The following is an 11,832-nucleotide window of genomic DNA, read 5'->3' on the forward strand; positions in this document are numbered from 1 at the left end:
GGTCGCATGGCCCATCGCGCGACGACGTCGAACCGGGTCCACGCGCGAGCGCCAGGCAAGATCAACGTCTACCTGAAGGTCGGCGCCGTCCGCGAGGACGGCTACCACGAGCTCGCGACGGCCTTCCAGTCGCTGTCGCTCTACGAGGACGTCCGCGCGAGCGACGCCCCCGACTTCTCGGTCGAGTTCTCCGGCTCGATCGACACCCGCGGCCTCGCCGTCGACGGGTCGAACCTCGCGATCAAGGCGGCGCGGGCCCTCGCCCGGGCGACCGGCTACCGCGGCGGCGTGCACCTCGAGATCGAGAAGAACGTGCCGATCGCGGGCGGCATGGGCGGCGGCTCGGCCGACGCCGCCGCGACGCTGCTGGCCTGCGACGCGCTCTGGGGCACCGCCTGCACCCGCGAGCAGCTGCTCGGGATCGCCGCCGGGCTCGGCGCGGACGTGCCGTTCTCCTTCACCGGCGGCACCGCGATCGGCGTCGGCCGCGGCGACGAGCTGAGCCCCGCGCTCGCGAAGGGCCGCTTCGAGTGGGTGCTCGTGCTCTCGGAGCAGGGCCTGTCGACCCCCGAGGTCTACCGCGAGCTGGATCGCCACCGCGAGCGCCACCTGCACGACTTCCGGCCGATCTCCGCGACGCCGAGCATCGAGCCGAACGTGCTGCAGGCTCTCCGGGCGGGCGATGCCGCGATGCTCGCCGATGCGATGCACAACGACCTCCAGGCGCCCGCCCTGCACCTGCAGCCCGGCCTCGCGCGGATCCTCGAGCGCGGCGAGGAGAGCGGCGCCCTCGGCGGCCTCGTCTCCGGCTCCGGCCCGACGGTCGCCTTCCTCCTGCCCGACGCCGACGCCGCGCTCGACCTGCAGCTCGAGCTGACGTCCGCCCGCCTGCGCGCCGTCCGCGTCTCCGGCCCGGTCCACGGCGCCCGCCTCCTCTCCACCTGAGGCATGCCGTCGGGGCATGCTGGTCGAGTAGCGGCGCAGCGGCCCACCCATGCTGGTCGAGTAGCCGCGGAGCGGCGTATCGAGACCCGCCCTGCTGGACACGGTGGATCTCGATACGCCCTCTGCGAGGGCTACTCGATCAGCATGAGTGGGGAACCGGCCTTCACCATGCTGGTCGAGTAGCCGCGCAGCGGCGTATCGAGACCCACCCGGCGTCCGCAGAGAACGCTCGATCTCGTGGCCTAGAGTGCCGCTCATGGCCCCCAGACGAGTAGCACTGTTCGCGATCCTCACCGGGCTCGTCTCGGCCGCCGTCACCCTCGCCACCGCCGAGCTCGTCGCCGTCTTCACGGGCGCCGGCGGCAGCCCTCTCGTCGCGGTCGGCGGCTTCGTGATCGACATCGTCCCGCCCGGCGTCAAGGACACGGTCATCGCCCTGTTCGGCACCGGTGACAAGCTCGTCCTCCTCGTCTCCCTCGGTATCGCGGTCGCCCTGCTCGCCATCGCCGCCGGACTGCTCGAGTACCGCAAGACGCCGCTCGGCGTCCTGGTCCTCGCCGCCGTCGCCGGCCTCGGAGCCCTCGCGGCCGTCAGTCGGGAGGGCGCCTCCGGCATCGACGCCGCGCCGAGCGTGGTCGGCATGGTCGCCGGCGCGATGGTGCTGCGCGCCGCCTCCGCCCGCTTGCGCGCCTGGGACGAGGAGCCCGCTCAGGGCTCGACCGACCGCCGCTCCTTCCTCCGCCTGGTCGGCATCGCCGGTGCCGCCGCCGTCGTCGCGGGCGTGGGCGCGCGCGTCGTCACCGCCGCCGCCTCCGCCGTCACCGCGGTCCGCGAGGCCGTCGTGCTGCCGACCCCCGCCGCCACCGCCGCGCCGATCCCCGCGACCGGCGTCCTCGACAGCATCGAGGGCATCAGCTCCTACGTCACCTCCAACGACGACTTCTACCGGATCGACACCGCGCTCTCCGTGCCCAGCGTCGACCCGGCGGACTGGTCGCTGAAGATCACCGGCATGGTCGAGGAGGAGATCACCCTCACCTGGGACGAGCTCCTCGCCCTCCCGCTCGAGGAGCACCTCGTCACCCTCTCCTGCGTCTCGAACGAGGTCGGCGGCGACCTGATCGGCACCGCGCTCTGGCTCGGCTACCCGATCCGCGAGCTGCTCGCCCGTGCTCGCCCGACCGCCGGCGCCGACATGGTGCTCTCCCGCAGCATCGACGGCTTCACCGCCTCCAGCCCGCTCGAGGTGCTGACCGACGAGGGTCGCGCCAGCCTCCTGGCGGTCGGCATGAACGGCCAGCCGCTCCCGGTCGAGCACGGCTTCCCGGTGCGGATGGTCGTCCCGGGCCTCTACGGCTACGTCTCGGCGACGAAGTGGGTCACCGAGCTCAAGGTCACCACCTTCGAGGACGACGTCGCTTACTGGTCGACCCGCGGCTGGACCGAGCGGGGCCCGATCAAGGTCGAGTCCCGGATCGACGTCCCCCGCCAGGGCCAGGCCGTTCCGGCCGGCACGGTCGCGGTCGCGGGCGTCGCCTGGGCGCCGCACACCGGCATCTCGAAGGTCGAGGTCCAGATCGACGGCGGCGCCTGGCAGTCCGCGCGCCTGGCCGAGGCCGTCACCGCCGACACCTGGATCCAGTGGGTCTACGAGTGGGACGCGATCGCCGGCGACCACGTCGTCCTGGTCCGCGCCACCGACTCCGAGGGCCTGGTGCAGACGCAGGACGAGGCGCCGCCCGCCCCCGACGGCGCGACCGGCTGGCACATGCGCACCGTGACGGTCGCCTGAGCGCACCGCGTCCGCCCGTGGGGATCCGCGGAGGCGGCCCCCGGTAAACTCGGCCCCTATGGCACATCTCCTGGGCGCTGAGTCGCTCCGCCTCGAGTACCCCACGCGGGTCATCTTCGACGACGTCTCCCTCGGTATCGAGGAGGGCGACCGCATCGGCATCGTCGGCCGGAACGGCGACGGCAAGTCCACCCTCCTCCGCCTGCTCGCCCAGCGCATCGAGCCGGACGGCGGCCGGGTCACCCACCGCCGCGGCGTCACGCTCGGCATGCTCGACCAGGCCGACACCGTCGACGAGGAGCTCACCGTCGCCCAGGCCGTCGTCGGCGGCCTCGAGGAGCACGAGTGGGCCGGGGACGCGCGAACCCGCGACGTCATCGCCGGGCTGCTGCGCGACGTCCCCTGGGACGGCGTCGTCGGCGCGCTCTCGGGCGGCCAGCGCCGCCGCGTCGCGCTGGCCAAGCTGCTCGTCGGCGACTGGGACGTCGTCTTCCTCGACGAGCCCACCAACCACCTCGATGTCGAGGGAATCGCCTGGCTCGCCGAGCACCTCAAGCGCCGCTGGGCCGCGACCTCGGGCGGCCTCGCGGTCGTCACCCACGACCGGTGGTTCCTCGACGAGATCTGCACCGCGACCTGGGAGGTGCACGACCGCCTGGTCGAGCCCTTCGAGGGCGGCTACGCGGCGTACATCCTGCAGCGCGTCGAGCGTGACCGGATGGCCTCCACCATGGAGTCGAAGCGGCAGAACCTGATGAAGAAGGAGCTGGCCTGGCTCCGCCGCGGCGCTCCGGCCCGCACGGCCAAGCCCAAGTTCCGCATCGACGCGGCGAACCAGCTGATCGAGAACGAGCCGCCCGTGCGCGACTCCGTCTCGCTGTCGCAGCTCGCCGTCTCGCGGCTCGGCAAGGATGTCGTCGACCTGCTCGACGTCACCGTCCGCTACGGCGAGCGGACCGTGCTCAACCGGATCGAGTGGCGGATCGCTCCCGGCGAGCGCACCGGCGTCCTCGGCGTGAACGGCGCCGGCAAGTCGACGCTCCTGGGTCTCGTGGCCGGCAGCGTGCAGCCGACCAGCGGCAAGGTCAAGCGCGGCACCACGGTCCGCGTCGCGATCCTGGACCAGCAGCTGCGCGAGCTGACCGAGGTGCAGCACCAGCCGGTCCGCGAGATCATCGCCGAGCAGCGCACCAGCTACTCGATCGGCGGCAAGGAGATGACGCCCGGGCAGCTGCTCGAGCGCCTCGGCTTCTCCAGCGCGCAGCTCTCGACGCCGGTGAAGGACCTCTCCGGTGGCCAGCGCCGCCGGCTGCAGCTGCTGCTGATCCTGCTCAGCGAGCCCAACGTGCTGATCCTCGACGAGCCCACCAACGACCTCGACACCGACATGCTCGCCGCGATCGAGGACCTGCTCGACTCCTGGCCCGGCACGCTCCTCGTCGTCTCGCACGACCGCTACCTGCTCGAGCGCGTCACCGACCAGCAGTACGCCGTGATGGACGGCGCGTTCCGCCACCTGCCCGGCGGGGTGGAGCAGTACCTCGACCTGCGCCGCGCGCTGGAGAAGGGCGCGCCCGCGGGTGGCTCGACGGGGGCCTCCGCTCCGGCTCCGTCCGGCCTCGGCGGCGCCGAGCGGCGCACCGCCGAGAAGGAGGTGTCGGCGATCGACCGGCGCCTGCACAAGCTCACGCAGCTCTCCGCCGCGGTGCACGAGAAGATGGCCACCCACGACCCGGACGACTACGACGGCATCCTGGGCCTGAACGCGAAGCTGCGCGAGCACCAGGACGAGGCGGCCGGGCTCGAGCTGCGCTGGCTGGAGCTGTCGGAGCTGCTCGAGGGCTGAGAGCGGCGCAGAACATCAGCTGAGAAGGGTGTGCCTCCGCTGTGGGGGGAGGGACCCCTGTCTCAGCTGATGTTCTGCAGCGGCGTCAGCCGAAGTCGAGCGAGAGCTTGCGGAGCAGCTGCGCCAGCCGCTCCTGCTGCGCGTGCGTGAGGGCTCCGAGCAGCTCCTGCTCGGCGTCGACGAGCCGGGTGATCGCCGCATCCACCCGGGACAGGCCCGACGGCGTCATCTGCACCAGCACGCCGCGGCCGTCGTTCGGATCGTCGAGGCGCTCGACCAGGTCGCGCTCGACCAGCCGGTCGATGCGGTTGGTCATCGTGCCGCTGGTGACCATCGTCGCCTGGAGCAGCTGCTTAGGGCTCATCCGGTAGGGCGCCCCCGCGCGGCGGAGGGCGGAGAGGACGTCGAACTCCCAGGTCTCGAGCTCCGAGCGGCCGAACGCACTGCCGCGAGCCCGCTCGAGCTGCTTGGCGAGCCGGCGCATCCGGGAGAAGACCTGCAGGGGAGTGAAGTCGAGGTCGGGCCGCTCGCGCACCCAGGCGTCGACGATGCCGTCCACCTCGTCATTCGCGCTCACCCGTCCATTCTGGCGGGTGCGCGCCCCGGGAGTCGCCGGGAGCCGCCCGGCGGGGACGCCACGGCGACGGCGGGTGCGGGCGGATGGCAGGATGGACGGCGCGCGAGAGCGCGGTCCGCCATGGTGTAACGGCAGCACGGCAGCCTTTGGAGCTGTCCGGTCCAGGTTCGAATCCTGGTGGCGGAGCTCGAGCACCGAGCACCGGTGCCGGACGGAGGAGCACGCGCACCATGGTCGACAGCACGCTCGCGGTGGTGATCCTGGCCGCCGGTCAGGGCACCCGGATGAAGTCCCGCACCCCCAAGGTCCTGCACCGTCTCGCCGGGCGCCCGCTGCTGGGGCACGTCCTCGACACGGCCGCCTCGCTCGACGCCGGCCACGTCGTCACCGTCGTCCGGCACGAGCGCGAGCGGGTCGCCGCCGCGGTCCTGGACCACACGCCCGCGGCCCTCGTCGTCGATCAGGACGAGGTGCCCGGCACCGGCCGCGCCGTGGAGCTCGGCCTCGCCGCGCTGCCGGACGACTTCGACGGGACCGTCGTGGTGCTCAGCGCCGACGTCCCCCTCCTCGACGCGCCGACCCTGCGCCGCCTGGTCGACGAGCACCTCGGCGCGGCGAACGCCCTGACGATGCTGTCCTGCGTGCTCGAGGACCCGACCGGCTTCGGCCGCATCGTCCGCGGCGTCGACGGCGGCTTCGCCTCGATCGTGGAGCAGAAGGACGCGAGTGACGCCGAGCTCGCGCTCACCGAGACCAATGCCGGCGTCTACGCCTTCGAGGCCGCCGCCCTGCGCGCGGTGATCGGCGCGATCGGCACCGACAACGCGCAGCAGGAGAAGTACCTCACCGACGCCGCCGCCGCGCTCAAGGCCGCCGGCCGCGCCATCGAGGCCGTCCCCGTGCAGGACCGCTGGCTCGTCGCCGGCATCAACGACCGCGCCCAGCTCGCCGACGCGGCCCTCGAGCTCAACGCCCGCATCGTCCGCCGCTGGCAGCTGGAGGGCGTCACGATCCAGGACCCGGCCACCACCTGGATCGACGTCGACGCGGTGCTCTCGCCCGACGTCGAGATCCTCCCCGGCACGCAGATCAAGGGGCCGACGGTCATCGCCTCCGGGGCGATCATCGGGCCGGACACGACCCTCGACTCCTGCGAGGTCGGCGAGGACGCGGTGATCAAGCGCTCGGACGCGACACTCGCGGTGATCGGCGCGCAGGCGCAGGTCGGCCCGTTCTCGTTCCTGCGCCCGGGCACCGTGCTCGGCGAGCGCGGCAAGATCGGCACCTACGTCGAGACCAAGAACGCGACAATCGGCGCCGGCTCGAAGGTGCCGCACCTCTCCTACGTCGGCGACGCGACGATCGGCGAGGAGTCGAACATCGGCGCCGGCTCGATCTTCGCCAACTACGACGGGGTGAACAAGGCGTCCTCCGTCGTGGGGTCGCACGTGCGCGCCGGGTCGCACAACGTCTTCGTCGCCCCCGTTAGAATCGGTGACGGAGCGTACACGGGCGCCGGCACGGTCATCCGCAAGGACATCCCCGCCGGAGCCCTCGGCATCACCGTCGCTCCGCAGCGCAACATGGCCGGATGGGTGCAGACCCATCGTCCGGGAACCGCGTCGGCCGCCGCCGCCGAGGCCGCCCAGGCGTCGGAGCCCGAGGGCACCGACCGCGCGACCGGAGGAAGCGGAGCACAGTGACGGGCATCACCGCCAGCAACAAGAAGAGCCTGGTCCTGGTCTCGGGGAGGGCGCATCCGGCACTGGCGGAAGCGGTCGCCGACGAGCTGGGCACCGAGCTGGTCACCACCGAGGGGCGCACCTTCGCGAACGGCGAGCTCTACGTCCGCTACGGCGAGTCGGTCCGCGGCGGGGACGTCTTCGTCCTGCAGTCGCACACCTCGCCGATCAACGAGTGGCTCATGGAGCAGCTGATCATGGTCGATGCGCTCAAGCGCGCCTCGGCCAAGCGGATCACCGTGGTCGCCCCGTTCTACCCCTACGCGCGCCAGGACAAGAAGGGCCGCGGCCGCGAGCCGATCTCGGCCCGCCTGGTCGCCGACCTGTTCAAGGCCGCCGGCGCCGACCGCATCATGTCGGTCGACCTGCACGCCGCGCAGATCCAGGGCTTCTTCGACGGCCCCGTCGACCACCTTTTCGCGATGCCGGTGCTGCTCGAGCACTTCCGCGAGAAGCTCGACCCCTCGACCCTCACCGTCGTCTCGCCGGACATGGGCCGCGTCCGCGTCGCCGACATCTGGAGCGACAAGCTCGGCGTGCCGCTCGCGATCATCCACAAGCGCCGCGACCCCAAGGTCGCGAACCAGGTCTCGGTGCACGAGATCGTCGGAGAGGTCAGCGGCCGCGTCTGCCTCCTCGTCGACGACCTGATCGACACCGGCCGCACCATCGCCAAGGCCGCCGAGGCCCTCAAGGCCGCCGGCGCCATCGGCGTCGTCGTCGCCGCGACCCACGCCGTCTTCTCCGACCCGGCCCGCGAGCTGCTCAGCTCCGAGTTCATCGACTCGGTCGTCGTCACCGACACCCTGCCGCTGCCGGAGGAGAAGAAGTGGGACCGCCTGACGATCCTGCCGATCGCCCCGCTGCTCGCCCGCGCGATCCACGAGGTCTTCGACGACGGCTCCGTCACCTCCATGTTCGACGGCGACGCGTAGGCCGAGACCGGAGACGTCCGCGCTCCGCGCGCCACATGCTGGTCGAGTAGCCGCGGAGCGGCGTATCGAGACCCGCCGTCGCCCGCGGGGTGGTCTGCAGACCCGCGTCTGACGGTGGTGGATCTCGAGACGCCCGCTGCGCGGGCTGCTCGATCAGCACGAGCGTCCGCGGTCGGCGGCCTTCGGCTCGCTCGGGGGAGCGTCCGACGCCCTAGCATGAGTGAATGCGCATGCATGGTGATCAGACCCGGACGGGGGGTCTGCTGCGCGCCTCCGAGCTGTCGCGGGCGTCGATCGCCGTAGCCGCGCTCTTCCTGGTCTGGTCGCCCGCCGCGCACGAGTCCGGCTGGTGGCTGCTGCTCGGTCTCGGGCTCGCGGCGGCGATGGCCGTCGTCGGCGCAGTCGCCGACTCCGGCCGCGAGGTGCACGACGGACCGACGGGGGAGTGGCTCGGGCTCGCCGGCCGCGCCCTCGCGGCGTCCGCCCTCGCACTGACCGCCGCCGACTCGATCGTCGGCGCGAGCGCGCGCCCGGTCGCCGTGCTCCTGATCGTCGGCACCACCCTCTTCGTGCTCCGCGGCGGTGCCGTCCCGCCCGGGCTCGCGCGCCTGCTCCTGGGGCTCGTGCTGCTCCTCCTGCTGGCGTCCGCCGTGATCGTCGCCCTCGCGGACCCGGTCGCGGCGCCGTCGGAGACGGTGATCGGCGGTGCGGAGGGTGCCGGAACGGCGGCCGCCCTGCTGCTCGTCCTCTTCGCTCCCGCCTCGCCCGGCGAGACGCCGACGCTCGGCCGCTCGCTGCTCGGGACTGGCATCACGACCGTCGTGGCGGCCGTGATCGGCGTCGGGCTGCTGCTGCTCGTCGGTCCGCAGGAGCTCGCCGATGTCCCGGCCTCGCTCTCCGCGGTCGCAGCAGGGACCCCCGCCGCCGCCCTCGTCGGCATCGCCGCCGTGCTCGCCGCCCTTCTCGCGCTCGTCGCCCTGACGCGGCGCGACGCCTCGGCGCTCGTCCGGCTCGCGGACGCGGGCGAGATCCCCGGCCCCTTCGCCCACCGCAACCGCCGCACGGGCGTGCCCGCGGCCGGTCAGCTCGCCGTCTGCCTCGTGTCGGTGCTCGCGGTGGTCGTCCTCGACGCCGACGCCCTGCTCGCCTTCGCGGTCGCGGCCTCGCTGATCGCGCTGATCCTGCGCCGGCTGGACCGCGGAGTCGCCGGCGCGCGCTGGCCCGCGATCGTCTCCGCGGCGGGCGCGCTCGTCCTCCTGCTCGCGCTGCCCTCGGCGACGGCCGCCGCGGTCGCCGTCCTGCTCGCGCTGCTGCTCATCGTCCGCGCCTTCCGGCGCTAGCGGCCCCTAGGCGAGCGCGGCGGTCTCGACCGGCCGGCTCGGCAGCTGCAGCGCGAGCGGATCCGCCCGCACCCGCCCGAGCCCCGAGCGGACCGCGCCGAGCGCGACCGCCTGATCGCCGAGCGTCGACGGCAGGATCCGCGGCGCCGGGGCGTGCACCTCGCCCACCAGGCGCTCGGAGACCGCTGCGAGCAGCGGGCCGGCCGAGGCGGCCAGCGCCCCGCCGACGACGATCAGGGAGACGTCGAGCAGGTTGGCGACGGTCGCGGTGATGGCGGTGAGGCGGTCGATCAGCCGTGCGACGACGGCGGAGGCCAGCGGATCGCCCGCGTCGGCCGCGGCCAGCACCTCGGCGGCCCCGGGCTGCGCCACGGCGTCGAGGAGCGACGCCGGCCGGCCCGCCACGGCCAGCGCCTCGCGGGCCCAGGTCCGTGCGAGGGCGGCGATGCCCTCCGCCGAGCCGACGCCCTCGACCAGGTCGAGGTAGCGCATCTCGCCGGTGAGCCCGCGGGCGCCGCGCAGCAGCGAGCCGCCGAGCACGATCCCGCCGCCGAGCCGCTCGCCGGAGAGCAGCGCCAGGTAGTCGTCGCAGCCGATCGCCGCGCCGCGCCAGCCCTCGGCCAGCGCGGCGAGGTTCGCGTCGTTGTCGACCACCGGCGACCAGCCGCGGCCGGAGTAGTGGTCCACGAGCCCGGGGTTCATCGCACCCCAGAAGCCGTTGTCGCCCGCGGGGGAGTGGCCGAGCGCGTCGACGGGAGCCGGGACGCCGAGGGTGAGCGCGAGGACCTCGTCGTCGGTCACGCCGGCGAGGAGGAGGGCGCGGTCGAGGACCCGGTCGATGTCGGCGACGCGGCGCTCGTGCGGAAGGTCCTCGACTCGCTCGTGATCGACGGGCTCGACGTGCCGCACGAGGGTCTCGCCGAGCAGGTCGGCGACGAAGACGCCGACGCTGTGCTGCCCGGCGTCGACGCCCACGACGACGCCCGCGCGGCGGCGGAGTGCGTACCGGCGCGCAGGCCGGCCCTTGACGTAGTCGCCGGCGGCGCGCTGATTCTCCAGCTCCTCCAGCCAGCCGAGCTCGATCAGGTCATCGCAGACGGCGATGACGGTGGAGCGGGTGAGGCCGGTGCGCTCGATCAGAGCGGAGGCGGTCACCGCCTCGCCGGTCCAGGCGCACTCGAGCACGTCGAGCGCGCTGCGCCGGCGCTGGAACGAGCCGGTGCTCACGGAGAGCCTGCTCTCGGACATCGAGTCCCCCTTCCCCTTGACCTCGGCCGGATCGGCTGCAACAGTACATCGCGTACTAGATCTACCACCTAGATTTAGTCACCGAAGCAACTTATCCGCAACCCGGGAGACGACGAAGTGCCCCTCACCACCACCGCCCTCAGCCGGCGCACTCTGCTCACCGCGGCGGGTGCCGGCGCCGCCGCGCTCGGCCTCGCCGCCTGCGCCTCCCCTTCCGGTTCGGGCGGGGTCACCGAGATCACCTTCTTCCAGTCCAAGCCCGAGGTGATCGGCTACTTCGACGAGGTCATCGACCGCTTCCACGCCGCGCAGTCGCGGGTGCGGGTCGTGCACGACTTCTCCTCGAACCTCTCGGCCGGCTTCGTCCGCACCAACCCGCCGGACCTCGGCTGCCTGAACTACAACTTCGAGGTCGCGCGGTTCGTCGAGCGAGGCGCCCTGAGCGACCTGTCCGACATGGCCGAGGCGAAGCGGATCAATCCCGACCTGCAGCCGCTGATCGAGCAGACCGCGTCCTACCCGGGCCGCACCAGCGTGCTGCCCTACTCGCTGATGATGTCGGCGGTGCTCTACAACCGCGAGATCTTCGCCGCGCAGAACCTCGAGGTGCCGACCACCTGGACCGAGTTCCTCGCGGTCTGCGACGCACTGACCGCGGCGGGCATCACTCCGATCTACGGCACCTACAAGGACCCGTGGACCGTCGCGCAGGGGCTGTTCGACTACTCCGTCGGCGGCACCGTCGACCTCGAGTCCTTCTTCTCGCAGCTGAAGGAGCAGGGCGCCGACGTCGGCCCCTCCTCGCCGGTCTCGTTCGAGAAGGACTTCGCCGCTCCCGTCGAGCAGATGGTGCAGCTCGCCGGCTACGCGCAGCCGAACGCCGCCAGCCGCGCGTACGGCGACGGCAACCTCGCCTTCTCGAACGGCGAGGCGGCGATGTACTTCCAGGGCCCGTGGGCGCTGAGCGAGATCGCGAAGACCGCCCCGGACCTCTCGATCGGCGCCTTCCCGCTGCCGATGACGGACGACCCGGACGAGCGCCGGGTCCGGGTGAACGTCGACCTCGCGCTCTGGATCCCGGAGGCCTCGACCAAGAAGGCGGCGGCGCGCGAGTTCCTCTCCTTCCTGATGCAGCCGGAGATCATCGACGCCTACAACGCCGACAACAACGCCTTCGGCGTCACCACCGACGCCCCCGCCGTCACCCAGCCCACCCTCGTCGAGCTCCAGGAGTTCTACGACCGGGCGGCGTTCAGCCTCGGCGCCTCGCAGCTCGTGCCGCAGAACATCCCGCTGCAGAACTACGTCCAGGGCGTCGCCCTCGGCTCCGACCCCGCCGCGACGCTCCGCACGATCGACGCCGACTGGGCGCGCATCGCGTTCCGCTCCTAGACCTCCCCGACCACC

9 protein-coding genes and 1 tRNA gene are annotated in these 11,832 nt (G+C 72.9%); 8 read left to right on the forward strand and 2 right to left on the reverse strand.

Annotated features, from left to right (window positions below; translation table 11 throughout):
- The first annotated feature begins 6 nt into the window (after nt 1–6).
- The 3 genes from MT350_RS10715 to MT350_RS10725 all read left to right on the forward strand — a co-directional run bounded on the left by MT350_RS10715 (nt 7) and on the right by MT350_RS10725 (nt 4,583).
- Nucleotides 7–945: a 4-(cytidine 5'-diphospho)-2-C-methyl-D-erythritol kinase gene (locus MT350_RS10715; protein WP_123705149.1), complete on the forward strand. Its 939-nt coding sequence runs from the start codon at nt 7–9 to the stop codon at nt 943–945.
- 256 nt (nt 946–1,201) lie between these two features.
- On the forward strand, nt 1,202–2,737 hold the full coding sequence (locus MT350_RS10720) for a molybdopterin-dependent oxidoreductase (protein WP_243598495.1): 1,536 nt from the start codon (nt 1,202–1,204) through the stop codon (nt 2,735–2,737).
- A gap of 58 nt (nt 2,738–2,795) precedes the next feature.
- Entirely contained in the window at nt 2,796–4,583 is a 1,788-nt protein-coding gene (locus MT350_RS10725; protein ID WP_123447634.1) for an ABC-F family ATP-binding cassette domain-containing protein, read from the forward strand.
- An 85-nt stretch (nt 4,584–4,668) separates the two neighbouring features.
- Here MT350_RS10725 and MT350_RS10730 read toward each other — a convergent pair whose 3' ends face one another.
- The gene (locus MT350_RS10730) at nt 4,669–5,160 is read right to left on the reverse strand and encodes a MarR family winged helix-turn-helix transcriptional regulator (protein WP_123447633.1); all 492 of its coding nucleotides are present in this window, start codon (nt 5,158–5,160) and stop codon (nt 4,669–4,671) included.
- A 114-nt stretch (nt 5,161–5,274) separates the two neighbouring features.
- Here MT350_RS10730 and MT350_RS10735 point away from each other — a divergent pair.
- From MT350_RS10735 to MT350_RS10750, 4 genes are all read left to right on the forward strand, one after another.
- Nucleotides 5,275–5,346: transfer RNA gene (locus tag MT350_RS10735), tRNA-Gln, on the forward strand.
- 44 nt (nt 5,347–5,390) lie between these two features.
- Nucleotides 5,391–6,863: a bifunctional UDP-N-acetylglucosamine diphosphorylase/glucosamine-1-phosphate N-acetyltransferase GlmU gene (gene glmU, locus MT350_RS10740; protein ID WP_243598496.1), complete on the forward strand. Its 1,473-nt coding sequence runs from the start codon at nt 5,391–5,393 to the stop codon at nt 6,861–6,863.
- Nucleotides 6,860–7,837 carry a ribose-phosphate diphosphokinase gene (locus MT350_RS10745; RefSeq protein WP_123447631.1) on the forward strand — a complete coding sequence of 326 codons (978 nt, stop codon included), beginning with the start codon at nt 6,860–6,862 and terminating at the stop codon, nt 7,835–7,837. The genes glmU and MT350_RS10745 overlap by 4 nt, the downstream gene beginning before the upstream one ends.
- Nucleotides 7,838–8,061: 224 nt before the next feature.
- A complete protein-coding gene (locus MT350_RS10750; protein ID WP_243598497.1) occupies nt 8,062–9,177 on the forward strand; it encodes a hypothetical protein in 1,116 nt (371 codons plus the stop codon).
- A 6-nt stretch (nt 9,178–9,183) separates the two neighbouring features.
- Here the strand turns inward: MT350_RS10750 and MT350_RS10755 are convergent, their stop codons facing one another.
- Nucleotides 9,184–10,425: an ROK family protein gene (locus MT350_RS10755; protein WP_243598498.1), complete on the reverse strand. Its 1,242-nt coding sequence runs from the start codon at nt 10,423–10,425 to the stop codon at nt 9,184–9,186.
- Nucleotides 10,426–10,542: 117 nt separating this feature from the next.
- On the opposite strand from MT350_RS10755, the gene MT350_RS10760 reads away from it, so the two are divergent.
- Nucleotides 10,543–11,817, forward strand: a complete 1,275-nt coding sequence (locus MT350_RS10760; protein ID WP_123705143.1) for an ABC transporter substrate-binding protein — start codon at nt 10,543–10,545, stop codon at nt 11,815–11,817.
- The last annotated feature ends 15 nt before the right edge of the window (nt 11,818–11,832 follow it).

This window comes from Rathayibacter sp. VKM Ac-2928 (assembly GCF_022815545.1).
GTDB lineage: Bacteria > Actinomycetota > Actinomycetes > Actinomycetales > Microbacteriaceae > Rathayibacter > Rathayibacter festucae.